The 25,163-nt window shown below is 63.7% G+C and carries 23 protein-coding genes and 1 riboswitch; of the genes, 4 read left to right on the top strand and 19 right to left on the bottom strand.

What is annotated here, in order from left to right:
• Positions 1 to 4 precede the first annotated feature (4 nt).
• The 7 genes from mlaD to AWB65_RS18220 form a co-directional block, all read right to left on the bottom strand.
• Positions 5 to 559: an outer membrane lipid asymmetry maintenance protein MlaD gene (gene mlaD, locus AWB65_RS18190; RefSeq protein ID WP_087668488.1), complete on the bottom strand. Its 555-nt coding sequence runs from the start codon at positions 557 to 559 to the stop codon at positions 5 to 7.
• Between the two features lie 94 nt (positions 560 to 653).
• Positions 654 to 1,421: a lipid asymmetry maintenance ABC transporter permease subunit MlaE gene (gene mlaE, locus AWB65_RS18195; RefSeq protein WP_087657835.1), complete on the bottom strand. Its 768-nt coding sequence runs from the start codon at positions 1,419 to 1,421 to the stop codon at positions 654 to 656.
• Entirely contained in the window at positions 1,418 to 2,233 is an 816-nt protein-coding gene (locus AWB65_RS18200) for an ABC transporter ATP-binding protein (RefSeq protein WP_087668489.1), read from the bottom strand. Before AWB65_RS18200 ends, mlaE begins: the two co-directional genes overlap by 4 nt.
• Before the next feature lie 97 nt (positions 2,234 to 2,330).
• Positions 2,331 to 3,416, bottom strand: a complete 1,086-nt coding sequence (gene thiE, locus AWB65_RS18205; protein ID WP_087668490.1) for a thiamine phosphate synthase — start codon at positions 3,414 to 3,416, stop codon at positions 2,331 to 2,333.
• Positions 3,413 to 4,228 (bottom strand): thiazole synthase, encoded by an 816-nt coding sequence (locus tag AWB65_RS18210; RefSeq protein WP_087668491.1) that lies wholly within the window; start codon positions 4,226 to 4,228, stop codon positions 3,413 to 3,415. The genes thiE and AWB65_RS18210 overlap by 4 nt, the downstream gene beginning before the upstream one ends.
• A gap of 35 nt (positions 4,229 to 4,263) precedes the next feature.
• Entirely contained in the window at positions 4,264 to 4,461 is a 198-nt protein-coding gene (gene thiS, locus AWB65_RS18215) for a sulfur carrier protein ThiS (RefSeq protein WP_087657831.1), read from the bottom strand.
• Positions 4,462 to 4,476: 15 nt separating this feature from the next.
• Positions 4,477 to 5,640, bottom strand: coding sequence for an FAD-dependent oxidoreductase (locus tag AWB65_RS18220; RefSeq protein WP_235007668.1), 1,164 nt, complete (start codon positions 5,638 to 5,640; stop codon positions 4,477 to 4,479).
• Between the two features lie 187 nt (positions 5,641 to 5,827).
• Positions 5,828 to 5,943, bottom strand: a riboswitch (TPP riboswitch).
• Positions 5,944 to 6,218: 275 nt separating this feature from the next.
• Between AWB65_RS18220 and AWB65_RS18225 the strand changes: the two genes are divergently transcribed.
• On the top strand, positions 6,219 to 7,961 hold the full coding sequence (locus AWB65_RS18225; RefSeq protein WP_087668492.1) for an ABC transporter ATP-binding protein/permease: 1,743 nt from the start codon (positions 6,219 to 6,221) through the stop codon (positions 7,959 to 7,961).
• 90 nt (positions 7,962 to 8,051) lie between these two features.
• Here the strand turns inward: AWB65_RS18225 and AWB65_RS18230 are convergent, their stop codons facing one another.
• The 3 genes from AWB65_RS18230 to AWB65_RS18240 form a co-directional block, all read right to left on the bottom strand.
• The gene (locus AWB65_RS18230) at positions 8,052 to 9,518 is read right to left on the bottom strand and encodes a glutamate synthase subunit beta (RefSeq protein WP_087668493.1); all 1,467 of its coding nucleotides are present in this window, start codon (positions 9,516 to 9,518) and stop codon (positions 8,052 to 8,054) included.
• Positions 9,519 to 9,599: 81 nt separating this feature from the next.
• Positions 9,600 to 14,303, bottom strand: coding sequence for a glutamate synthase-related protein (locus AWB65_RS18235; RefSeq protein WP_087668494.1), 4,704 nt, complete (start codon positions 14,301 to 14,303; stop codon positions 9,600 to 9,602).
• 326 nt (positions 14,304 to 14,629) lie between these two features.
• Positions 14,630 to 15,337 (bottom strand): transposase, encoded by a 708-nt coding sequence (locus tag AWB65_RS18240; protein ID WP_087657825.1) that lies wholly within the window; start codon positions 15,335 to 15,337, stop codon positions 14,630 to 14,632.
• Here AWB65_RS18240 and AWB65_RS36980 point away from each other — a divergent pair.
• The 3 genes from AWB65_RS36980 (at position 15,336) to AWB65_RS18250 (ending at position 16,940) form a co-directional block, all read left to right on the top strand.
• Complete coding sequence (locus AWB65_RS36980) at positions 15,336 to 15,512, top strand: hypothetical protein (RefSeq protein WP_235007669.1); 177 nt, start codon at positions 15,336 to 15,338, stop codon at positions 15,510 to 15,512. The genes AWB65_RS18240 and AWB65_RS36980 overlap by 2 nt on opposite strands.
• A gap of 29 nt (positions 15,513 to 15,541) precedes the next feature.
• Positions 15,542 to 16,267, top strand: a complete 726-nt coding sequence (locus AWB65_RS18245) for an OmpW/AlkL family protein (protein WP_087657868.1) — start codon at positions 15,542 to 15,544, stop codon at positions 16,265 to 16,267.
• A gap of 292 nt (positions 16,268 to 16,559) precedes the next feature.
• Positions 16,560 to 16,940, top strand: coding sequence for an ElaB/YgaM/YqjD family protein (locus tag AWB65_RS18250; protein WP_087668495.1), 381 nt, complete (start codon positions 16,560 to 16,562; stop codon positions 16,938 to 16,940).
• 13 nt (positions 16,941 to 16,953) lie between these two features.
• Here the strand turns inward: AWB65_RS18250 and ugpQ are convergent, their stop codons facing one another.
• The 9 genes from ugpQ to AWB65_RS18295 form a co-directional block, all read right to left on the bottom strand.
• Complete coding sequence (gene ugpQ, locus AWB65_RS18255) at positions 16,954 to 17,697, bottom strand: glycerophosphodiester phosphodiesterase (protein ID WP_087668496.1); 744 nt, start codon at positions 17,695 to 17,697, stop codon at positions 16,954 to 16,956.
• 19 nt (positions 17,698 to 17,716) lie between these two features.
• Positions 17,717 to 18,802, bottom strand: a complete 1,086-nt coding sequence (locus AWB65_RS18260; RefSeq protein ID WP_087668497.1) for a sn-glycerol-3-phosphate import ATP-binding protein UgpC — start codon at positions 18,800 to 18,802, stop codon at positions 17,717 to 17,719.
• Between the two features lie 3 nt (positions 18,803 to 18,805).
• Complete coding sequence (locus AWB65_RS18265) at positions 18,806 to 19,117, bottom strand: antibiotic biosynthesis monooxygenase family protein (RefSeq protein WP_087668498.1); 312 nt, start codon at positions 19,115 to 19,117, stop codon at positions 18,806 to 18,808.
• A 16-nt stretch (positions 19,118 to 19,133) separates the two neighbouring features.
• Entirely contained in the window at positions 19,134 to 19,979 is an 846-nt protein-coding gene (ugpE, locus tag AWB65_RS18270) for a sn-glycerol-3-phosphate ABC transporter permease UgpE (protein ID WP_087668499.1), read from the bottom strand.
• Complete coding sequence (ugpA, locus tag AWB65_RS18275; RefSeq protein WP_087668500.1) at positions 19,976 to 20,860, bottom strand: sn-glycerol-3-phosphate ABC transporter permease UgpA; 885 nt, start codon at positions 20,858 to 20,860, stop codon at positions 19,976 to 19,978. The genes ugpE and ugpA overlap by 4 nt, the downstream gene beginning before the upstream one ends.
• A 63-nt stretch (positions 20,861 to 20,923) precedes the next feature.
• Positions 20,924 to 22,249 carry a sn-glycerol-3-phosphate ABC transporter substrate-binding protein UgpB gene (gene ugpB / locus AWB65_RS18280; RefSeq protein WP_087668501.1) on the bottom strand — a complete coding sequence of 442 codons (1,326 nt, stop codon included), beginning with the start codon at positions 22,247 to 22,249 and terminating at the stop codon, positions 20,924 to 20,926.
• Positions 22,250 to 22,307: 58 nt separating this feature from the next.
• Positions 22,308 to 23,477, bottom strand: a complete 1,170-nt coding sequence (locus tag AWB65_RS18285; protein WP_087668535.1) for a deoxyguanosinetriphosphate triphosphohydrolase — start codon at positions 23,475 to 23,477, stop codon at positions 22,308 to 22,310.
• A 93-nt stretch (positions 23,478 to 23,570) separates the two neighbouring features.
• Complete coding sequence (gene aroB / locus AWB65_RS18290; RefSeq protein WP_087668502.1) at positions 23,571 to 24,656, bottom strand: 3-dehydroquinate synthase; 1,086 nt, start codon at positions 24,654 to 24,656, stop codon at positions 23,571 to 23,573.
• Positions 24,656 to 25,162 carry a shikimate kinase gene (locus tag AWB65_RS18295; protein ID WP_374729751.1) on the bottom strand — a complete coding sequence of 169 codons (507 nt, stop codon included), beginning with the start codon at positions 25,160 to 25,162 and terminating at the stop codon, positions 24,656 to 24,658. Before AWB65_RS18295 ends, aroB begins: the two co-directional genes overlap by 1 nt.
• Position 25,163 lies beyond the last annotated feature (1 nt).

Consider the following 25,163-nt stretch of genomic DNA (forward strand, 5'->3'; position numbering starts at 1 on the left):
CTCCTTATTGACCGGCCGAACTCGCGCCCATCGCGCTTGCCGCACCCGGGAACGCCGGTGCGGGCGCGGTCGCAGCGGGCGACGCGGGCGGTTTCGACGCGCCCGAATCCGCCGCCTTGTTGTACAGGAACTGGCCGATCAGGTTTTCCAGCACGACGGCCGATTGCGTCATCGAAATGGTGTCGCCGCTCTTGAGCATCTGGTCGTCGCCGCCGGGTTCGAGTCCGATGTACTGCTCCCCGAGCAAGCCCGAAGTCAGGATCTTCGCCGACGAATCCTTGGGAAACTCGAATTGCTTGTCGATATCGATGGTCACGACCGCCTGATACGTGTTCTGGTCAAAGCCGATCGAGCCAACCCGGCCGACCGTCACGCCCGCGCTCTTCACCGGCGCACGCGCTTTCAGCCCGCCGATGTTGTCGAACTTGAGCTTCACGGCGTACGTCGGCTGGAACGACAGGGAGCTCATGTTGCCGGCTTTCAGCGCGAGAAACAGCAGCGCCACGAAACCCAGCACCACGAAGAGGCCGACCCAGAAGTCGAGAGCAGTCTTTTTCATCGTCTATCCAAAGAGAATCTTGTCGCTAAAAGGTGCGCAGGACTGTGCCGTGCGCCACGCCCGCGATGCGCGAGCGCCCTTTTTAATCAATGCGTTAGCTGAACATCAGCGCGGTCAGCAGGAAATCGAGGCCGAGTACGGCGAGCGACGCGTACACGACCGTCCTGGTCGTCGCGCGCGACACGCCTTCGGGCGTCGGCTTGGCTTCGTAGCCCTGGAACAGCGCGATGAACGTCACGGCAAAGCCGAACACGATGCTCTTGATCACGCCGTTGCCCACATCGCGCCACACGTCCACGCCGCCCTGCATTTGCGACCAGAACGCCCCGGCATCGACACCGATCATCAGCACACCCACCACGTATCCGCCGATCACGCCGACCGCGCTGAAGATCGCGGCGAGAATCGGCATCGAGATGATTCCGGCCCACATGCGGGGCGCGACGACGACTTTCAGCGGATCGACAGCCATCATTTCCATCGCGGTCAGTTGCTCGCCGGCTTTCATCAAACCGATTTCGGCGGTGAGCGACGTGCCTGCGCGCCCGGCGAACAGGAGCGCGGTGACTACCGGCCCGAGTTCACGCACGAGCGACAGCGCCACGAGCAACCCGAGGGCCTGCTCCGAGCCATAGCGATTGAGCGTGTAATACCCCTGCAAGCCCAATACGAAGCCAACGAACAATCCCGACACCGCGATGATCACCAGCGAATAATTGCCGACGAAATGAATCTGTTTCGTGACAAGACGCGGGCGGCGCAGCAGCGGGAAGATTTCGAGCACGAGGCGCACGAACATGCGCGTCGCGTAACCGGCGGTGCCGAAGCCGTCGAGCACCCAGCGTCCGAGCGCGCTGATCATGCCTGACCTCCGATACCGAAATCCGCCGCCAGAGGCACGCTGGCGTAGTGGAACTTGAACGGGCCGTCGGGCGCGCCGTCGATAAACTGGCGCACCGACGGATCGGTCGATGCGCGCAATTGATCCGGCGTACCTTCGGCCAGGATGCCGCCGTTCGCGATGAAATATACGTAATCGGCGATGGCGAACGACTCCGGCACGTCGTGCGTCACGAGAATCGACGTCGCGCCAAGGGCGCTGTTCAGCGTGCGGATCAGGTTCGCCGTGATGCCGAGTGAAATGGGGTCGAGTCCGGCGAACGGCTCGTCGTACATCATCAATTGCGGATCGAGCGCAATGGCGCGTGCGAGCGCCACGCGGCGCGCCATGCCGCCCGAAATCTCCGACGGCGCGAGATCGCGCGCGCCACGCAGACCGACCGCATTGAGCTTCATCAGCACGAGGTCGCGCAAAAGTTCTTCGGGAAGATCGGTGTGTTCGCGCAGCGGGAAAGCGACGTTTTCGAAGACGGTCTGATCGGTGAAAAGGGCACCGAACTGGAACAGCATGCCCATCTTTCGGCGCAGCGCGTAGAGGCCGTCGCGCGTCTGGGCGCCGACATCCGCGCCGCCGAACAGCACTTGTCCGCGCTTCGCCTTGACCAATCCGCCGATCAGACGCAGCACCGTGGTCTTGCCGCAGCCCGACCCGCCCATGACCGCGACCACCTGGCCACGCGTAAAACGCATGTTCAGATTCGACAAAACGAGCCTGTCGCCGTAACCGAAGTCGACGTCGCGAAGCTCAAGCAGGGTCTCGGGGGAAGCAGGCACGGAAGCGGGCAGTCCTTTTACGCAAGAGGCCGAATTATAGGGCCTGCGCGTAAACGATGCCTTGGCCTACCTTTCGACTAGTGATTTTTCCGAATTTTCAACATTGTTGCGCGAACTCCAGTTGTAGCGCAGTAACCGCTGCCGCCGTATCGGGCGCCTCGGTCACCGCGCGTACGAGCGCTGCGCTGCCGATACCCGTCGCCAGCACGTCACGCAAGACGTCGCCGTTTACACCGCCGATCGCCACGAGCGGCACGCGGCCGTCCAACAATCGCACGTATCGTGCCAGCCGCGCGAGACCTTGTGGCGCGGTCGGCATGACCTTGGTCGTCGTGGGGAATACGGCGCCGAGCGCCAGGTAGCTAGGACGGAAATGAAGCGCGCGCAGCATCTCGTAATAGCCGTGCGTCGAAAGGCCGAGGCGCACGCCGGCTTGGGCGATCGCTTCGAGGTCGGCGGTCTGCACGTCTTCCTGCCCGAGATGCACGCCGTACGCGCCCGCCGCGATCGCCTCGCGCCAGTGATCGTTGATGAACAACTGCGCCTGATGCTTGTGCCCTGCGTTCACCGCGCCTTCGATTTCACGCTTGAGATCGGCGGCATCGGTAGATTTGCGGCGGAGTTGCGCCGTCGTGACGCCCAGGTCCAGCACGCGCGCGACCCAGTCGGCGCTCGGCAACACCGGGTACAGGCCCAGTCGCTCCGGGCAACTCGGGAACGGCACGGAAGGCGGCGCCGGCAAGTCGCCGACGCGCGGGAACGTATCGAAATCGACGGGCCACGCGTCCGGCTTGTTTTCATCGCCGGCGCGCCAGGCGAGCGCGAGCACCAGCGCGTCATGCGGCTCGAAATCGCAATCCAGGAACGCCGCAAGCGCCGCGAGCCAGTCGTCCGACCACTCTCCTTCCAGCACGAAACGCGCGTCTTCGCGACGCAGCACCGCCCGTCCGCCGTGTGCTTCGAGCACGGCAGCGCCGTCAGCCAGCAAACGCTCGACATCCGCGCCGTGCGTTTCCGTGAACACGATCAGGTCGCTCGCGCCGTGCGCCTCAGGCGGTGTCAGACAGATGCGCCATTGCGTCGATGCCGCCGGCCACTCACCGAGCCGCCCGCGAATCCGCTCGGCGACCTCGGTCAGTTCGTCCGCCGGCGGCCAGAAAATCTCCCGATTCAGCAAGCTCATGCCGCGCCTCCGTCCTGGTGCCAGAACGGCATGCCGACGACCGGCGTGCTCGCCTGCGCGCTGTCGCGCTCGGCCATCGGTCCGGCGAGATAGGCCATGCGACCGGCCTCGACGCCCAGCGCGAACGCGCGCGCCATCTGCGGTGGGAAGGTCGCCTGCGAGACAGCCGTGTTGAGCAGCACGCCGTCGAAGCCCCACTCCATCACCTGGCACGCATGCGACGGCACGCCGAGCCCGGCATCGACAATCAGCGGCACGTTCGGCAGCCGCTCGCGCAGCGTGCGCAGGCCGTACGGATTCGTCACGCCCTTGCCCGTGCCGATCGGCGCGCCCCACGGCATCAGCGCCTCGCAGCCGACGTCGAGCAGACGCCGTCCGATCACGAGATCTTCCGTGCAGTACGGCAGCACCTTGAAACCGTCGCGGATCAGCTTCGACGCCGCTTCGACCAGACCGATCGGGTCCGGCTGGAGCGTGTAGTCGTCGCCGATCAGTTCGAGCTTGATCCACGGTGTCTCGAAAACTTCGCGCGCCATGTGGGCGGTCGTCAGCACCTCGTCGACGCTCTGGCAGCCCGCCGTGTTCGGCAGGAGCGCGACGCCGTGGCGCTTCAGCACGTCGAAGAATCCGGCTTCGCCCGTCGTCGACTGGCGCCGGAGCGCGACCGTGACCATGCCGGGTTTGGCGGCATCGATGGAATCGGAGAGCGACTGCAGCGACGGATAACGCGAGGTCCCGAGCAGCACGCGGCTCGGAAACGCCTCGCCGTAGAGCGTGAGCGCGTCGGCGGTTGTGATGGTGGTAGTGGTCATGATTCGATCCTGTGTTTGATCGTGTGATCGCGTGATCAGCCGCCCGCGACCGGCGCGACGACGTCGAGTTTGTCGCCCGCAGCGAGCGCTTTCGACGCGTGTTCTCCGCGCGCCACGAACTGGCCGTTCAGCGCGACCGCGAACGGCGGCTTCGCGCCGAAGGCGGCGAGGGCATCGGTGACGGTGGCCGCGTCGGGCAGATCGAACGGCCTCTGATTGATGTGGATATTCATGGCGATGTCAGCTAATTAGTGCGATGGCACGGTGTGCTCGCTATGCAGTAAATCCGACCAGCGCGCGCGGTGGCGGAAGTCGTCGAAGGAATCGGGGCCGGATACGGTCCGCGCGAGGAGCGCTTCGGCCAGTTGCGCGGCGGTATCGGCGACTTCCGGTGCGATCATGAAGCCGTGCCGGTACAAGCCGTTCACCCGCAAGGTCCGCGCCCCGTCCCAGACGATGGCCGGACGGTGGTCGGGCAGTGTCGGGCGGCAGTGGGCGTTGAGTTCGAGGATGCGCGCCTCGCCGAAACCCGGATGCACGGCGAACGCCGCACTCAGCAGTTCAAGCGCCGAGCGCACGGTGACGGGCGACATGTCCTCGCCCTCCACTTCGGTCGCGCCGATCACGTACAGATCGTCCTGTTTCGGCGCGATGTAAAGCGGATAGCGCGGATGCAGCAGCCGCACCGGCCGCGTCAGCCCGATCCCTGGCGCGTGTACGCGCGCCACTTCGCCGCGAATGCCGCGCAGCGCGGGCCACGCGGGCTTGCCGCCGAGTCCGCGGCAATCGATCACGAAGCGGGCGTCGGGCATGGTGTCGATCGGGGTGTTCCAGTGCGTCTGAACGCCGCGTTGCGCCAAACCCGCCGCCAGCGACGACAAAACCTGCCGGTTGTCGAGCTGGCCTTCGTGCGGCAGCAGCCAGCCCTGCGCAAACCGCGTCCCCAGCGATGGCTCCGCCTGCGCGACCTGCGCGCCCGCCAGCTTGACGAAGCCGTTGTCGAAGAGCGCGGCCGGTGCGTTGGCGCGCAGGCGGCGCTCGAACAAAGGCGCCTCGGCGCGATCGCCCGCGTGCCAGACGACGAGCGTCCCGTTGCGCTGGAAGAAAACCGGCTCGGGCAATTGCGCGATCAGCGCCGGCCAGCGTTCCAGCGACGCCGCACCGAGTTCCGTGATCAGCAGTTCGGCGCTGGCCGCTTCGGCGAGCGGCGCGAGCATCGCCGCCGCAACCCACGCCGCCGACTGCGTGCCCGCCGCGTCGCCGCGGTCGTACAGCGCGACCCGATGCCCAGCGCCCGCCAGCCGCCAAGCCACGAGCCGCCCGCACAAGCCGCCACCGACAACGGCAAAATCCGGCCGATGCGCGCCGTCCGATACGGTGCGCCGGGCGCTCTGGTCTAAGTCGATGTTCACGATGCGATGCCTCCTCAGCAACGAGCTGCGGCACGCGGGGACAAGCCGATGGCGGGGAACTCCGGTCTCAGGCCCTTTCCTCGAGTGCGGCAGACGCACAATCAAAGGACGAATCAGCGGCGAGACCGGCCGGGCGTCGGGAAATCGAGCCCAAGGCGGGTGAAATACTGGAAGAAACTGGAAAAACGACCGTTTTCCGGAAACTTCCCTCGCCGGTATTACCCGGATCGGGTGCAAAGGGTTTCTCTCAGCCTCGCCGCGTCGTCCTGCCTGAACGCGTGCGAAGCACCCCTGTTTCGTCGACGACCATTAAAGCATGAAAGCCGAAGCCGCCGCAAACCGGGGATTCCCGGCTTTTTTCGCCAAATCCGGCACTCTGGCACAATGCCGCGAACGTGGTACGCATTGGCACGGCCGTCCGCGCGACGGCCGCGCACCGGCCGGTTAAGCCGCAGTTAAGGGAAGCGCGGAACAATCCGCGCGTCAGGGTCGCTTCGCCTCGGGCCGCAATCGCACGCTTCACAAGACGTTCAGCACGTTTCACCCGGCCACGGCGCCGGCACAACATCAGGAAGCTCATGACCAACAGCACATCCGACAACTCACAGCAAGATGCCGACAATGTGTCCACATGGGGCCTCATCAAGCCCTATTGGGTCTCGGAAGAACGCGGCGTCGCGTGGGGCCTTCTGATCGCGATCATCGCGATCAACATGACGGTGGTGTGGATCAACGTCCGCCTGAACCGCTGGAACGCCGACTTCTACAACGCGCTGCAAAGCAAGAACGTCACTGACTTCCCGCATCTGCTGCTGATCTTCACCGGCCTTGCGTTCGCGTACATCCTGCTCGCCGTGTACGGGCGGTATCTGCGGCAGATGCTCGGCTTTCGCTGGCGCCAGTGGCTCACCAACAAATACCTCGAGCAATGGCTCGGCGACCGCGCGTTCTACCGCATCGAACGCGACCGACTCGCCGACAACCCCGACCAGCGGATCAGCGACGACCTCCAATCATTCGCCACGACGACGCTCGCCCTCTCGCTCGATCTGCTCTCGACGCTCGTCACGCTCGTCACCTTCATCACGATCCTGTGGACGCTTGCGGGCGCCCTGACGCTGACCGCGTTCGGCACGCCGCTCGTGATTCCGGGCTACATGGTCTGGGCCGCGGCGCTGTACGCGATCGCCGGGTCGCTGATCATCCAGAAGGTCGGCCATCCGCTCGTGTCGATCAATTACCAGCAGCAGAAAGTCGAGGCGGATTTCCGCTTCGGCCTGATCCGCGTGCGCGAGAATGCCGAGCAGATCGCGTTCTACGATGGCATCGCGACGGAAACCGCCAACGCGAAGGGCATCTTCGCGCGCATCCGCGACAACTGGTGGATGATCATGAAGTACACGAAGCGCATGACCTTCGTGCTGAGCTTCTACGGACAGATTGCGATCATCTTCCCGATCATGGTTGCCGCGCCGCGCTACTTCGCGGGCGCGTTCTCGTTTGGCGTGCTGATGCAGATTTCGTCGGCGTTCGGCACGGTCAGCGATTCGTTCTCGTGGTTCATCAACAGTTACTCGACCTTGGTCGAATGGCGCGCGACGGTGAATCGTCTGCGCGAATTCAAACGTGTAATGCGCTCGACGCATATTCGCGAAGCGACGTCGCCAGCGACCGAGCACGGCGGTATCAACCTGCATTACACGAGCACGGAAGCCCTCACGACGCGCGATCTGACGCTCGCGCTGCCGAACGGCACACCGCTCGCGCGGGTGGCGGATGTATCGGTGGAGCGGGGGTCGCGCTGGCTGGTGCACGGGCCGTCGGGGTCGGGCAAGAGCACGCTGATGCGTGCGCTCGCAGGCCTCTGGCCGTTCGGCGACGGCACGATCGACGCGCCCGTCGATGCGAAGATGATGTTCATTCCGCAGCAAAGCTATCTGCCGATCGGGACGCTGCGGGCGGCACTGAGTTACCCGTCGCCGGGTGGCACGTTCAGCGACGAGGAATCGCGCGAGGTGCTGCGTGCTTGCAATCTGGAGGCGTATGGGGATCGGCTGGAAGAGGCCGGGCACTGGGCAAAGATGATGTCGCCGGGTGAGCATCAACGGCTTGCTGCGGCGCGCGTGCTGCTGCACAAGCCCGACTTCCTGTTCCTCGACGAAGCAACCAGCGCGCTCGATGCCGATAACGAACTGCATATCTACAACACGCTCACCGAACGGTTGCCGAACGCGGCGATTTTGAGCGTCGCGCATCGCGAATCGGTCGCGTTGTTTCATGATTACAAGATCGAGATCGAGAGGGCGTTGGCGGAGGTTTGATCGCCGCAGTCCTGATAAGCCACAAAAAAAGCCGGGCCCGCTGAAAAGCGGGCCCGGCTTTTTCACATCAGCGAAAACCGCAGCGAAACCTTACCGCGGCAACTCGCTATGCCCCATCAAAAACGCATCGACCGACCGTGCGCACTGCCGCCCTTCGCGAATCGCCCACACGACGAGCGACTGTCCACGCCGCATATCGCCAGCGGTGAACACCTTATTCTCCGACGTGTAATACGACTTCTCGCCTTCAGTCGCCGCGCGCACATTCCCGCGCGCATCCTTCTCGACGCCAAAAGCCTCCAGCACCGGCGACAGCGGCTGCGTGAACCCCATCGCGAGCAGCACCAGATCGGCCTTCATCTCGAACTCGGAGCCCGGCACTTCCTGCATGCGCCCGTTCTTCCACTCCACGCGCACCGCGATCAGCTTCTCGACCTTGCCGTTCTTGCCCTCGAAGCGCTTCGTCGCGACCGACCAGTCGCGCTCACAACCCTCTTCATGCGACGACGAAGTGCGCAGCTTGATCGGCCAGTACGGCCACACGAGCGGCTTGTTCTCTTCGCCGGGCGGTTGCGCGAGCAGTTCGAACTGCGTGACGTCCTTCGCGCCATGCCGGTTCGACGTGCCGACGCAGTCCGACCCTGTATCGCCGCCGCCGATCACGACGACATGCTTGCCCTTCGCCACTAGCTGATCGTCGACCTTGTCACCCGCGTTGACCTTGTTTTGCTGCGGCAAAAACTCCATCGCGTAGTAGATGCCTTCCAGCTCGCGCCCCGGCACCGGCAAGTCGCGCGGCGTTTCCGAGCCGCCCGACAGCACGATCGCGTCGAACTGTTCGCGCAACTCATCCGGCGTGACGGTTTCCTTCGCCGTGTTGCCGATGTGCGACGGCAGCCCTTCCTTGCCGATGAACACGCTCGTCCGGAATGCGACCCCTTCGGCTTCCATCTGCCGCATGCGACGGTCGATCAGCCACTTCTCCAGCTTGAAATCGGGGATGCCATAGCGCAGCAATCCGCCGATCCGATCGTTCTTCTCGAATACGGTGACATCGTGCCCGGCGCGCGCCAACTGCTGCGCGACGGCGAGTCCAGCCGGCCCCGAGCCGACGACCGCGACCTTCTTGCCGGTCTTGTGCTTCGGCGGCTGCGGCGCGACCCAGCCTTCGGCCCACGCTTTATCGATGATCGCGTGTTCGATCGACTTGATGCCGACCGGATCGTCGTTGATGCCGAGCGTGCAGGCCGCTTCACACGGCGCCGGACAAATCCGCCCGGTGAATTCGGGGAAGTTGTTCGTCGAATGCAGGACTTCGATCGCAGTCTTCCAGTCCTGCTGGAAGACGAGATCGTTGAAGTCCGGAATGATGTTGTTCACCGGACAGCCGTTGTTGCAAAACGGAATGCCGCAATCCATGCAGCGCGCGCCCTGGATCTTCGCGTCCTCATCGGACAGCGCGTGGACGAATTCCTTGTAGTGCTTGACGCGGGTTAGCGGTGCTTCGTACGCCTCGTGGCGGCGTTCGAACTCGAGAAAACCGGTTGCCTTGCCCATATGGTTCTCTTCTTTCTCTGTATTTGGTGAGGAACTTGCCCTCCAGCGCCGTGCGCCGGAGAGCCCTTCTATTGAAGCCGCTTAAGCCGCGAGCGCCTGCTTCGCCTTCTTCGCGCCAAGCTCGCCGAGCGCCCGCTTGTACTCGGTCGGGAAGATCTTGACGAACTGTCGGCGCGACGCATCCCAGTTTTCGAGCAGCGCCTTCGCGCGCGGCGATCCGGTGAACTGGAAGTGACGCTCGATCAGGCCCTTCAACAGCGCTTCGTCGGTCTGGCCGGTGTGCCAGAGCGCGCGGTCGATCGTGCGTTCCTGTTCAGCCTGCTGCAGCACCGGATCGAGCGCGACCATCGACTTGTTGCACTTGCCGGCAAACGAGCCGTCCGGATCGTAGACGAACGCCACGCCGCCCGACATCCCCGCCGCGAAGTTGCGACCGGTCTCGCCGAGCACGACGACCGTTCCGCCCGTCATGTATTCGCAGCCGTGGTCGCCCGTGCCTTCGACGACCGCCGTCGCGCCCGAGTTGCGCACGCAGAAGCGCTCGCCCGCGACGCCGCGGAAATACGATTCGCCTTCGATCGCGCCGTACATCACCGTGTTGCCGCAGATGATGTTTTCCTCGGACTTGCCGCGGAAGTCGTTGGTCGGGCGAATGATGATGCGCCCGCCCGACAGCCCCTTGCCGACGTAGTCGTTGCCGTCGCCGACCAGGTCGAGCGTCACGCCCTTCGCGAGGAACGCACCGAAACTCTGGCCGGCCGTGCCCTTCAACTGGATGTGGATGGCGTCGTCCGGCAAGCCGTCGTGGCCGTGCTTCTTCGCGATCAGGCCCGACAGCATCGCGCCGACCGTCCGGTTCACGTTGCGCACCGGCTGGATGAACGACACATGCTCGCCCTTCTCGATCGCCGCCTTCGACTTCTCGATCAGCACGTGATCGAGCGCCTTGTCGAGGCCGTGGTCCTGCACGTCAACGTGACGCGTCGCGATTTCGCCGTGCTGCGGCACCTGATAGAAGATGCGCGAGAAGTCGAGACCCTTCGCCTTCCAGTGCTCGATGCCCTTCTTCATGTCGAGCAGTTCGGGGTGGCCGATCAGGTCGTCGAACTTGCGGATGCCCAGTTGCGCCATGATTTCGCGCACTTCTTCGGCGATGAAGAAGAAGAAGTTCACAACGTGTTCCGGCTGGCCGGTGAACTTGGCGCGCAGCACCGGGTCCTGCGTCGCGACGCCGACCGGGCACGTGTTCAGGTGGCACTTACGCATCATGATGCAGCCTTCGACGACGAGCGGCGCCGTCGCGAAGCCGAATTCATCGGCGCCGAGGAGCGCGCCGATCACGACATCGCGGCCAGTCTTCATCTGGCCGTCGGCCTGTACGCGGATGCGGCCGCGCAGGCGGTTGAGCACGAGCGTCTGCTGCGTTTCGGCGAGACCAAGTTCCCACGGCGTGCCCGCGTGCTTGAGCGACGACAGGGGCGAAGCGCCCGTGCCGCCGTCATGGCCCGCGATCACGACGTGATCCGCCTTCGCCTTCGCCACGCCCGCCGCGACCGTGCCGACGCCCACTTCCGACACGAGCTTCACCGAGATGCTCGCCGACGAATTCGCGTTCTTCAGATCGTGGATAAGCTGCGCCAGATCTTCGATCGAATAGATGTCGTGGTGCGGCGGCGGCGAAATGAGGCCCACGCCCGGCACCGAGTAACGCAGCTTGCCGATGTATTCCGAGACCTTATGGCCCGGCAACTGGCCGCCCTCGCCCGGCTTCGCGCCTTGCGCCATCTTGATCTGGATCTGGTCCGCCGACGACAAATACTCCGCCGTCACGCCGAAGCGCCCGGACGCGACCTGCTTGATCTTCGAGCGCAGCGAATCGCCGTCTTTCAGCGGAATATCGGTGACGACTTCATCGCCGATGATCGACTTCATCGTGTCGCCGGTCTTGATCGGAATGCCGCGTAGTTCGTTCCGATAGCGCTTCTCGTCCTCGCCGCCTTCGCCTGTGTTGGACTTGCCGCCGATACGGTTCATCGCGACCGCCAGCGTGGCGTGCGCTTCCGTGCTGATCGAGCCGAGCGACATCGCGCCCGTCGCGAAACGCTTGACGATTTCCTTCGCTGATTCCACTTCGTCGAGCGGGATGGCTTTGTGCGGATCGACCTTGAACTCGAACAGGCCGCGGAACGTCATGTGACGGCGCGTCTGGTCGTTGATCAGGTGCGCGTATTCCTTGTACGTCTGGTACGAGTTGCTGCGCGCCGAGTGCTGGAGCTTCGCGATCGCGTCGGGCGTCCACATGTGCTCTTCGCCACGGACGCGATACGCATACTCGCCGCCTGCGTCGAGCATCGTCGCGAGGACGGGGTTGTCGCCGAATGCGTCGCGATGGAGGCGAATCGCTTCCTCCGCCACCTCGAAGATGCCGATGCCGCCGACCTTCGACGCCGTGCCCTTGAAATACTGCTCGACGAGGTCGCTCGACAGCCCGACCGCTTCGAAAATCTGCGCGCCGGTGTAGGACATGTACGTCGAAATGCCCATCTTCGACATGACCTTGTGCAGGCCCTTGCCGACCGCCTTCGTGTAGTTGTAGATCGCCTTGTCGGCCGAGAGGTCGCCCTTCAACCCTTCGGCCATCTGCGCGAGCGTTTCGAGCGCGAGGTACGGATGCACCGCTTCCGCGCCATAGCCCGCGAGCAACGCGAAGTGGTGCGTCTCGCGCGCCGAACCCGTCTCCACGACGAGGCCCGTGCTCGTGCGCAGGCCGTGCTGCACGAGATGCGTGTGGATCGCGGACGTGGCGAGCAGCGCGGGGATCGCGACGTTGTCGCGGTCCGTCTTGCGATCCGACACGATCAGCATGTTGTAGCCGGACTTCACGGCATCGACGGCTTCCGCGCACAGCGACGCGAGGCGCGCTTCCACGCCTTCCTTGCCCCACGCGACCGGATAGCAGATGTTCAGTTCATACGAGCTAAACTTGCCGCCCGTGTACTTGTCTATGGCACGGATCTTCGCGATGTCCTTGAAGTCAAGCACCGGCTGCGACACTTCGAGACGCATCGTCGGGTTGATGTTGGTCGTATCGAGCAGGTTCGGCTTCGGGCCGATGAACGACACGAGCGACATCACCATGTTTTCGCGGATCGAGTCGATCGGCGGGTTCGTCACTTGCGCGAACAGCTGCTTGAAGTAGTGATAGAGCGTCTTGTTCTTGCTCGACATCACGGCGAGCGGCGAGTCGTTGCCCATCGAGCCGACGGCTTCCTCGCCCGATTGCGCCATCGGCGCCATCAGGAACTTGAGGTCTTCCTGCGTGTAGCCGAATGCCTGCTGGCGATCCAGCAAGGCGGCGGCTTCGCGGCGCTGCGTGTCGACTTCCTCGGCCTTCGGCTCGATTTCGTCCAGCTTGATGCGCACGGCGTCGATCCAGCTCTTGTACGGCTTGCCATTCGCGAGGTTGTCCTTCAGTTCCTTGTCCTCGATGATGCGGCCCTGTTCCATGTCGATCAGGAACATCTTGCCCGGCTGCAGACGCCACTTCTTCACGATTTTCGACTCGGGAATCGGCAGCACGCCCGATTCCGACGCGAGGATCACGAGATCGTCGTCGGTGACGATGAAGCGCGCCGGACGCAGGCCGTTACGGTCGAGCGTCGCGCCGATCTGGCGGCCGTCCGTGAACGCGATCGCGGCGGGACCGTCCCACGGTTCCATCATCGCGGCGTGGTATTCGTAGAACGCGCGGCGGTTGTCGTCCATCAGCGTGTGCTGTTCCCACGCTTCCGGGATCATCATCATCATCGCGTGGACGAGCGGATAGCCGGCCATGACCAGCAGTTCGAGGCAGTTGTCGAACGAAGCGGTATCCGACTGGCCGGGATAGATCAGCGGCCAGAGCTTCGGCAGGTCGTCGCCGAGCACGTAGGACGCGATCGCCCCGGTACGCGCGTTCAGCCAGTTGACGTTGCCCTTCACCGTGTTGATTTCGCCGTTGTGGGCGATCATACGGTACGGGTGAGCGAGTTCCCACGCGGGGAACGTGTTGGTCGAAAAGCGCTGGTGCACGAGCGCGAGCGCCGAGACCGTGCGGTCGTCCTGCAGGTCGCGGTAGTACACGCCGACCTGACCTGCCAGCAGAAGCCCCTTGTAGACGACCGTGCGCGCCGACATCGACGGCACGAAGTATTCCTTGCCGTGCTTGAGCTTGAGCGCCTGGATGCGGTGGCTCGCGGTCTTGCGGATCACGTACAGCTTGCGCTCGAGCGCGTCCGTCACGACGATGTCCTTGCCCCGGCCGATGAAGATCTGGCGGATCAGCGGCTCGCTTGCCTTGACGGTGGGCGAAATCGGCATCGTGGAATCGACGGGCACGTCGCGCCAGCCGAGCACAGTCTGGCCTTCGGCCTTCACCGTGCGTTCCAGTTCCTGCTCGCACGCGAGCCGCGACGCATGCTCCTTCGGCAAAAAGATCATGCCGACGCCATATTCGCCGGCAGGCGGCAGCGTCACGCCTTGCTTCGCCATCTCCTCGCGATAGAAGCCGTCCGGCACCTGGATCAGGATGCCCGCGCCGTCGCCCATCAGCGGATCGGCGCCGACAGCGCCCCGGTGGTCGAGATTTTCGAGGATCTTGAGACCCTGCTGAATGATCTCGTGGCTCTTCTTGCCCTTGATGTGAGCGACGAAACCGACGCCGCAGGCGTCGTGTTCGTTGGCGGGGTCATACATACCCTGCGCGGCGGGAAGCGAACCGAAGCCCGGCTGCTGTTGATCGTTCATAAGGGACACCGTCTTCTGTGAGGGGCCGGAGGGCCGTTGAACCATATTTTTATTGCCCGCGTCTTCGTCTATAACTCTGACGAAAGACCGCGAAGCCGGTCGTGCACCGGGCGGCAAGCGCCCCAAACCGCCGGAAATCGAAATATACGCGACGAATCAAGCAGATGGCAAATAAAACGTGATGATATGGCACCGATTATCGATATGGTGCAAGAATGCCCCATTTAATTGGGTCTCGATCTAAAGCCGGCCAAAAATAAAACGGCGGGTCGAGATTTCGAGACGCCGTTTCAAGAAATGCGCTTCAGCTTCGGCGGGCTGCGCCGTTATTGAGTCTGAGGAGTTTCACGAATTTTGCGCGGCCGGCCGCGCGGCAGCGGCGACACGCGGCGGTTCGCGGCACGTCCCGCCCACTCTCGATACGAGTCGCTGCCGAGCACCCAACCCTTGAGCGTTGCCTGCAGCAGACGATTCGCTTCGCGTTCGTCGAGCGGCTGTTCGCAGAGTTCCTTGTAGGCGTGCTGGCGTTCGAACGGCGTATTGCCGAGCGACCAGTAGAGCGGATGGTCGGTGATGAGCGGATCGAGCGTCATGCCGATGTGATGCCGGTAGCTCGACCACTTGTAGTCCTGCGGAGCGGCGGCGAGCTGCGCGCGCACCGGCGCCATCTCCACGACGCGGCTCGCGAGCAGGAAGTACCGCTCGCCTTCGATGACCGTCGCGCGATAGCGGCCTTCCCACAGGGTGCCGCGCCGCATGTAGCGGCGATTGAAGTGCGCGACGTAGCGGCGGCCGACGGCCTGCATCGCCTTCGGGAGACTGGACTCGTCGCGTGGCGTGACGAGCAGGTGAACGGCGCCTGGCATCAGTGCGTACGCGTGAACGGCGAGTTGATGATCGCGTGAAGCCGTTCTCAGGCAGTCGAGAAAGAGGTCGTAGTCCTGGTCGTCGACGAATGCGGGCTGCTGGTCGAGACCGCGCAGGATGACATGCTGCGGCTGTTCGGGAACATAGAGTCGTGCAAGCCGTGCCATGCTGAAGTATCCGTTGGTCGCGTTGGTGTTCACCCGTAAGGGGCGCTCTGTTGGCGGCATCGACGTTTTCGGGCAAAGCCTTGAAACGCCGGACGGCCGGGCGCGAATGCCGCTTCCCGCTAGGGAAAATGCTCTACGGCAGCGCTATGGTTACTTTGAAATGATGTGTTCATAATGAGCGTGCTTTTTCTGGAGGAGCACAAATTGAAAATAAAACAAGTGGTTATAGGAGCGGCGGCGCTGGCCTGCATATCGACGGCGGCACATGCGCAATCCGCGGGTTCCATCTACCTCACCACAGGCTGGTTTCACTTCGCGCCGCAAGACAGCAGCGGCCCGCTCAAAGAAACAAGTGTAGGCGGAAGTCCGGTCAATATCAGCGTACCGGGCACGGGCGCGGGAATCTCTAGCGCCGACACCGCCGGTTTCACCGTCGGCTACTTCATCACCGACGCGATCGCCGCCGAACTCGAAATGGGCCTGCCCCTCAAGTTCAACCTTGAAGGCACGGGCTCGCTGGAACCCTACGGCACGCTCGGTACCGCGAAACAGTGGAGCCCGACGCTGCTCTTCAAATACCACTTCCTGAGCCCGCAGTCCAAGTTTCGTCCGTACGTGGGTCTCGGCGTGACCTATACCTGGTTCTCGGACGCGAAGATCACCAACGGCGCCTTCGAGAACGGCGTGCTGCATGGTCCGACCAGTGTAGACACGGATAGTTCGTGGGCACCGGTTTTTAATGTCGGCTTCAATTATTCGTTCACCGAGCATTGGTTCGCGGGCGTGTCGGTCTCCTTCATTCCGATGAAGGCTACCGCGAAGCTCAGCACGCAGGCGCAGACGCCTGTCGGCGTGCTCAACGTGAAATCGGAAGCGCGTATCACGCTGAATCCGATCGTCACGTATGTGAAGGTTGGCTATAAGTTCTGAGGCTGCCCGTACGACGCAAAAACGCCGCTGTTTGCACTACGCAACAGCGGCGTTTTGCATTTTTACGCTCGCCTGTAAATCTGACTGCGTGCAAACCCTCGATTGCATTTCTTACGTATCTCGCGCGAGACTTGCCCTCTTGCCTCACTGGGTGCAGGCTCCTAGCCACGTGCGTCGAACACTCATTGAACCTCGACAAAGCGTCGGCATCGAACTTGCTGCTTCAGGAGTTTCCCCGCCGCACTTCAGCTACGCGGCCCATCCACGATTCATCCATCGACGGAGCGATCTTATGAACGCACTTCCCAATACGCGCGGCGCCATCGGAGATTCATGGAATTCGACGAGCCGTCGCGCCCGTCGTATCGCGCGCCACGGACGCGAAGCAGCCGAGGATATCGGCGTCGAGTTGCGCACGCTGCTGTCCGAACTCGAATCCACGCTCGCCGACGGCACGCAGGCCGATGTTGCCGCCCTGAGAGCCCAGCTTGGCCGCCGTATCGATACGGCGCGGTCGCGCCTGAACGACACGCATCTGGCGATGCGCGAACGCGCTAACGCCGCGTTGTCCGACGCCGATGCCTATATCCACGAAAAGCCGTGGCAAACCATCGCGCTCGTGGGCGGTCTGGCGCTGGTTGCGGGTGTGTTGCTCGCACGCGTACGCTCGTAGCAGCACGCGCGTCTTATTCGACGAAATCAGCGCCGATGATGTCGATGCGGTCCGTGCAAATCGCATCGACGCCCCAGTGCGCCAACAGCCGCGCGCGCTCGGGATCGTTCACGGTATAGGCCAGAATCCGCAGGCCCGAATCCTTGATCTCCGCGACGAGCGCTTCGGTGAGCTTGCGGTGGTCCGCGTGCAGCGACACACACGCGAGCGCCGCCGTCTGCGCGTGCCAGTCGTGCGGAATCTCGCCGTAGAGCATTCCGCGCGGCAGGTCGGGCGCGGCATCGCGTGCGGCTTCGAGCGCCGCGTAGGAAAACGATGACAACAGCGGCGCCGGTTCGGCATCGGACCAGAGGCGCGCCGATTCCTGCGCCACGATTCGCCCGGTGTCCACGTCGCGCCCTTCGCACGGCTTGATCTCGACATTTGCCGCAAGCCCGTGCCGCTTGCAGCGCGCCGCCACCTGCTCCAGCATCGGCATACGCGCGCCAGCAAACGTCGCGTCGAACCAGCTTCCTGCGTCCAGCTGCACGATTTGTGCGTACTTCATCGCCTTCGCTGCGCCGTGCCCGTTCGACGTCCGATCGACGTCATCGTCGTGCAGCAGGAAAACGACGTCGTCCGCTGACAGCTTCGCGTCGAACTCGATCATTCTCAGACCGAGCCGCGCGCCGGTATCGATCGCTTCAAGCGTATTTTCCGGCGCAAGCTTGCCGCCGCCGCGATGCGCGACGACGCGCGGATAAGGCCAGGTTCTCATGATCGCGCCTCCTGTTCCTTCAATTGGCACGCAGCCCGCTCGCCGGATCGAAGAAATGCAGGCGATGCGCCGGCAGCGCAACTTCCAGCGCCTCGCCGACCTCCGGCCGATGCGCATGCGGCAATCGCGCCGCCACATCGTGCTTGCCCCACTTGCCGTGCGCGAGGTTATCGGCGCCGAGCAACTCGCACGAATCGACGTTCAGCGTCACATGCGCGATGCCCGGCTGCCCGGGCGTCATATGCTCGGGACGGATGCCGACGATCCACTCACGTCCGTTCATCTCGCGCCCCATGCCCTGCACGCCCGTGAGCGGCAGCTTCGGACCGTTCCCCGCGACTTCGAGGACAGAACCGTCCTCCGACACGCGCCCTTCGAGCAGATTCATCGCCGGAGAGCCAATGAAACTCGCGACGAACACTGTCGCCGGGCGCTCGTAGACTTCGGTCGGCGCGCCGATCTGCTCGGCGTGCCCGCGATTCATCACGATCACGCGTTGCGCGAGCGTCATCGCCTCGATCTGGTCGTGCGTGACGTAGAGGCTCGTCGTCGCGAGCCGCGCGTGCAGCCGCTGAATTTCGAGACGCATCTGCACGCGCAGCTTCGCGTCGAGATTCGACAGGGGTTCGTCGAAGAGGAACACAGCCGGTTCGCGCACGATCGCGCGGCCCATCGCGACGCGCTGCCGCTGCCCGCCCGACAGCTCACGCGGCTTGCGCGCGAGCAGCGGTTCGAGTTCAAGGATGCGCGCGGCGTTCGCGACGCGCTTGTCGATCGTCGCGCGATCCACGCCGCCGATTTTCAGCGCGTACGCCATGTTCTGCGCGACGCTCATGTGCGGATAGAGTGCGTAGTTCTGGAAGACCATCGCGATGTCGCGATCCTTCGGCTCCAGCTTGTTCACGACCTTGCCGCCGATCGAAATCGTGCCTTCGGACACGCTCTCCAGCCCCGCGACCATGCGCAGCAGCGTCGACTTCCCGCAGCCCGACGGCCCGACCATCACGACGAACTCGCCGTCCTCAACGGCAACGTCGATGCCGTGCAGCACGAACGACTTGCCGTCGTAGCTTTTCTTGACGGCGTTCAGAGTCAGTGCGGCCATCGGTCAGCCTTCCAGCGCGCCCGCGACCGTCGCGAAATGCGCGACCGCGATGCCGGGTTCGTAGAAGCGATGCAGCAGTTCGCGCCACTTCTGGTAATCGGCGGACTGGCGAAAGCCCGGGTCGTGCGCTTCGACCGAATCCCAACGCACGAGCAACACGTAGCGCGAGCCGTTGCCGGCATCGGCGCCGCGCAGCAGCTCGTGCGAGCGGTAGCCGGGTTGCGCGGCGATGATCTTTTGCGCTGCGTCGAAGGCGGCTTCGAACCCGGCCTCCTCGCCGGCCTTCACCGGCAACTGCGCGATTTCGAGAATCATGAGGTCAGGTCTCCAGTTATTTTTCGGAATCGACGAGGCCGCGCACGAACCAGCGCTGCATCGTCAGCACGACGGCGAGCGGCGGCAGCATCGCGAGCAGCGTCGCGCTCATGACGAGGTGCCATTCGGTGGCGGTGTCGCCGGAAGCGATCATGCTCTTGATGCCGACCACCGCCGTTTGCAGCGATTGCTGGCTCGTGATCAGGATCGGCCAGAGGTACTGATTCCAGCCGTAGATGAACGTGATCACGAAGAGCGCGGCGATGTTCGTCTTCGAGAGCGGCAGCACGACGTCCCAAAAGAAGCGCAGCGGCCCCGCGCCGTCGATGCGCGCCGCCTCCATCAGTTCGTCGGGCAGCGTCATGAAGAACTGGCGGAAGAGGAAGGTCGCCGTCGCCGAGGCGATCAGCGGCAGCGTGAGCCCGGCATACGTGTTCGAAAGGTGCATCGACGATACGACTTGCACCGTCGGAAAAATCCGCACTTCTACCGGCAGCATCAGCGTGACGAAGATCAGCCAGAACGCGAGATTCTTGAACGGGAAGCGGAAGAAGACGATGGCATAGGCGGAAATCATCGACACGGCGATCTTGCCGATCGAGATTACGAGCGCCATCACGAGGCTGTTCAGCAGCATGCGGCCGAACGGCGCGGCGGCGTTGCCGCTGCCGCGCGTCCAGATGTTCGCGATGTTCTCGAACAGATGCGTGCTCGGGATCAGCGAAAGCGGCACAGTGAACACTTCCTTGTCGTTCATCGTGGCCGCGCAAAACGCAACGTAGACCGGAAACACGACGAGCAACACGCCCACGATCAGCACGGCGTGGCAAAAGATGTCGAAACCGCGACGATTCTCGATCATGAATATTGCACCCTGCGCTCGATGAAGCGGAACTGCACGACCGTCAACCCGACCACGATCGCCATCAGCACGACCGATTGCGCGCCCGAACTGCCGATATCGAGGCCCTGGAAGCCTTCGGCGAAGATCTTGTAGATGAGCGTCTTCGTCGATTGGGCGGGGCCGCCGCCGGTGGCTGCGTCGATGACGGGGAAGGTATCGAAGAACGCATAGACGAGGTTGACGACGAGCAGGAAGAAGCTCGTCGGCGAGAGGAGCGGCAACGCGATGCCGAAAAAGCGCCGCACGGGACCGGCGCCGTCGATGGCGGCGGCTTCGATCAGCGAGCGCGGGATCGCCTGCAGGCCCGCGTAGAAGAACAGGAAGTTGTAGCTCACCTGTTTCCACACCGACGCAAGGACGACCAGAAACATCGCCTGCGAGCCGTTCAGCGCGTGATTCCACACGATGCCGTATTTCGAGAGCGCGTAGGTCACGAGCCCGATGCTCGGGTTGAACAGGAACGACCACAGCACGGCGGCGATCGCGGGCGCGACGGCGTACGGCCAGATCAGAAGCGTCTGATACGCCTTCGCGCCGCGCGTGACGCGATCGGCGCACGCGGCGAGCAGGAGCGAGATCAGGAGCCCCGACACGGTGACGAGCGTGCAGAAGATCAGCGTCGTGTTGAACGACGACAGATACAGCGGATCGTTGAAAAGCTGCTTGAAGTTGGCGAGCCCGACGAATTCGCTCGACGTGCCGAACGCGTCCTGGCTCTGCGTCGCCTGCCAGAGCGCTTCGCCCGCGGGCCACAGAAAGAACAATGCCGTGATCGCAAGCTGCGGCGCGACCAGCAGGTACGGCAACACGCTCGTGTTGAAACGAGACCGCTTTTCCATCGACTGATCCTGATGCGCGAAAGAAACGGCCGCGCCGATCGGGCGCGGCTGGGGAAAGGCCGCTTAGCTGCCGGCTTTCTCGAAACGTCGCAGCAACTCGTCGCCGCGTGAAACGGACGAATCGAGCGCTTCCTTCGGCGACTTCTTCTGCGCCCAAACCTGCTCAAGTTCTTCGTCAACCACCGTGCGGATCTGCGGCATGTTGCCGAGGCGCAGGCCCTTCGTGTACGCGAGCGGCGGCTTGTTCAGCATCTGCTTGATCGCGACATCGGCACCGGGGTTCTTGTCGTAGAAGCCGTCTTTCTGCGTCAGTTCATACGCGGCAGTCGTGACCGGCAGATAGCCCGTGTCCTGATGCCACTTCGCCGCGACCGGCGGCGAGCTCAGATACGCGAGGAATTTCGCGACGCCCTTGTACACCGCCGGGTCCTTGCCCGCGAGCACCCAGAGACTCGCGCCGCCGATGATCGCGTTCTGCGGCGCGCCCTTCACGCTGGCGTCGTACGGCATCATGCCGACGCCGAAATCGAACTTCGCGTACTTTTTGATCGTCGCGCGCGAGCCCGACGAGTTCGTGATGATCCCGCAGTCGCCGCTATAGAACTTCGACACCGGTTCGTCCTTGCGGCCGACATAGGTGAACGTGCCTTCCTTCGCCATGTCTTGCAGAAACTGGATGTGCGCGACCTGCAGCGGCTTGTTGAATTCGAGCTTGGCGTCGGGGCCGTTGAAACCGTTGTTCTGCGTCGCGAACGGCGCGGCGTGCCACGCGCTGTAGTTCTCGAGCTGAATCCAGCTTTGCCATCCCGACGAATAACCGCACGACAACCCCGACGCCTTCAGCTTCTTCGCATCGGCTTCGACGTCGGCCCACGTCTTGGGCGGCTGGTTCGGATCGAGCCCGGCCTTCTTGAACGCTTCCTTGTTGTAGTAGAGGACGGGCGTCGAGCTGTTGAACGGCATCGAGATCAGGTGGCCGGTCTTCGCGTCGCTGTAGTAGCCGGAGATGGTCGGCACGAACGCCTTTTCGTCGAGCGGGACGCCGGCCTGCTTGAACACGTCCGAGACCGGGATGACCGCCTTCTTCGCCTGCATCATCGTGGCCGTGCCGACTTCGTACACTTGCAGGATCGCGGGCGCGTTGCCGCTGCGATACGCCGCGATGCCCGCCGCGAGCGTCTGGTCATAGGTGCCCTTGAACACCGGCACGATCTTGTAGTCGCTTTGCGACGCGTTGAAATCGTTGGCGATGTCGTTCACGCGTTCGCCGAGCGCGGCTTCCATCGCGTGCCAGAACTGGACTTCCGTCGCGGCTTGCGCGGCGTTCACGGCGCTGAAAGTGAGGACGGCGGCCGCCGAAATCGAGCGGAACAAGGGCTTGAAACTCATCGAATAGTCTCCGTTGTTGATGCCGGCGATTTTCAGCCGGATGGCAAAAGCGCCGATTCTAGTTATCGTCGATGACAAACAGGCGTTGATATTCCTTCAATGCGTAGCGATCGGTCATGCCCGCGATGTAATGCGCGATCAGGCGCGCCTGCGAGCCGTTGTACGTAGGCCCGGCGGCGTCGTTCGCCGACTCCTCCGCGACCGGCCCGCGCGCCTGATACGACGGCGGCAACAGGCGCGGGTCTTCCGTGAACGCACCGAAAAGGCCGGTCACGACGCGCCGCGCCTTGTTCGCCATGCGCATCACGCGATAGTGGCGATACAGGTTCTTGAACAGAAAGCGCTTGAGCGCGGCGGCCTGCGCGGCGACTTCCTCGCTGTGCGCGACGAGCGGCGGCGCATTGCGCACATCGTCGAGTGATTCGGGCGCGATGCGCGCGAGATTGTCGTTCGTGGTGTCGATCAGGTCGACGATCAGCGTGTTGATGATCCGGCGGATCGTCTCGTGAATCAGCCGCCGTCCGTCGATGCGCGGATACTCGCTGCGCGCCGCCTCGTGATGCGTGTGCCAGAGGCTCACTTCGGCCAGTTGCTCGAGCGGGATGAAACCGGAGCGCAGGCCGTCGTCCACGTCGTGATTGTTGTACGCGATTTCGTCGGCAACGTTCGCGATCTGCGCTTCGATCGACGGCTGGCGGCCCGTTAAAAACCGCTCGCCGAGATCGCCGAGCTTGCGCGCATTTTCGCGCGAGCAGTGCTTGAGAATGCCTTCGCGCGTTTCGAAGCAGAGATTGAGGCCGTTGAACGCGCCGTAGTGTTCTTCGAGTTGATCAACGACGGCGAGGCTCTGCAGGTTGTGCTCGAAGCCGCCGTGATCGCGCATGCATTCGTGCAGCGCATCCTGTCCCGCATGACCGAACGGCGTATGCCCGAGATCGTGCGCGAGCGAAATCGCTTCGACAAGGTCTTCGTTCACGCGCAGGTTGCGCGCCACCGACCGCGCGATCTGCGCCACTTCGAGACTGTGCGTGAGCCGCGTGCGAAACAGGTCACCCTCGTGGTTCACAAAGACCTGCGTCTTGTATTCGAGCCGCCGAAACGCCGTGGAATGGACGATGCGGTCGCGATCGCGCTGGAATTCGGTGCGCGCGGTGGGCGGCGCTTCAGCATAACGACGCCCGCGCGATGTCGCCGAGTGAGCGGCGTACGGCGCGAGATGCGCCTCCATCGCGAACGAGGTGGGCGTGCCCACGAAGATTTGACGCTTTGTTTCGCTCACCGGCTGCTCCGCATCATCGTGTTCCGGCCGCCGCTAGTCGCTTCAGACGCTTGCCGCGAGTGTCGCGCGCACCGCTTCGTCGGGCGCGGTCGTGATCTGCGTGTCGCCGAAGCGCGTCAGCAGGATGAATTTGATCTCGCCCGCCTGCGCTTTCTTGTCGACCTTCATCAGGTCGACATAGCGGTCCGCGCCGAGCGTGGGCGCCTTGACCGGCAGTTTCGCCGCTGCGATCACGTCGACGAGACGCTTGCGCGACGCTTCGTCGAGCCTGCCGAGCCGCACCGAGAGATCGCCCGCCATCACCATCCCGCAGCCGACCGCCTCGCCGTGCAGCCACTCGCCGTAGCCCAAGCCGGCTTCGATCGCATGCCCGAACGTGTGGCCGAAGTTGAGGATCGCGCGCAGGCCGCCTTCGCGTTCGTCCGCGGCCACGACCGATGCCTTGATCTCGCACGAGCGCCTGACCGCATGCGCGAGTGCAGTGGCGTCGCACCGGTTGAGCGCCTCGATGTTCTCTTCGATCCACTGGAAAAATTCGGGATCGGCGATCGCGCCCGTCTTGATGACTTCGGCAAGCCCCGCCGCGAGTTCGCGTTGCGGCAGGCTGCGCAACACGCCGATGTCGGCGATCACCGCTTGCGGCTGATAGAACGCGCCGATCATGTTCTTGCCGAGCGGATGGTTGATGCCAGTCTTCCCGCCTACCGACGAATCGACTTGCGACAGCAGCGTGGTCGGCACCTGGATAAACGCGACGCCGCGCATGTAGCAGGCGGCGGCAAATCCCGTCATATCGCCGACCACACCGCCGCCCAGCGCGATCAGCGTCGTCTTGCGATCGGCGCGTTCGGTCAGCAGCGAATCGAAGATGCGGTTCAGCGTTTCCCAGTTCTTGTGCGCTTCGCCGTCCGGCAGGACGACGGTCGTCACCTTTTTGCCGAGCGGCGCGAGCGCGGCGCGAAGCGTGTCGCCATACAGCGGATCGACCGTGGAATTCGTGACGATCGCCACCGACGACCCCGCGATGTGCGGAGCAAATAGCCCGGTCTGTCCGATCAGATCGGCGCCGATGTGGATAGGGTAGGCGCGCTCGCCCAGCTCGACGTTGACAGTAATCATGGCGGACATTATGACTCAGCCGGTCTGACGACGCCGGCCATCTCCAGTTGCATCAGGACCATATTGACGAGCGCGTTGACGGTCGGCCGCCCGGTTTCGACGACGAAATGCGCGCACTCGTGATAGAGCGGATCGCGCGTCGTGAAAAGCGCTTCGAGCTTGCCGCGCGGATCGTCGGTTTGCAGCAGCGGACGATTCTTGTCGCGCCGCGTGCGTTGCCAGAGATCGTGCGGATTCGCGCGCAAATAGACGACGATGCCGCGATTCTTCAGATGTTCGCGATTCTCCGGCCGCAACACCGCGCCGCCGCCCGTCGCGAGGACGATGCCTTCGCGCTGCGAGAGCTCGTCGATCACACTGGCCTCGCGCAGCCGGAAACCTTCCTCGCCCTCGAGCTCCCAGATCACCGGAATCCGGGCGCCGGTGCGCGCCTCGATCTCGTGGTCCGAATCGATGAACGAGCGCTGCAACCGGCGCGCAACCGCACGGCCCACGGTGGTTTTTCCCGCCCCCATG

This window comes from Caballeronia humi (assembly GCF_001544475.1).
Taxonomy (GTDB): Bacteria; Pseudomonadota; Gammaproteobacteria; order Burkholderiales; family Burkholderiaceae; genus Caballeronia; species Caballeronia humi.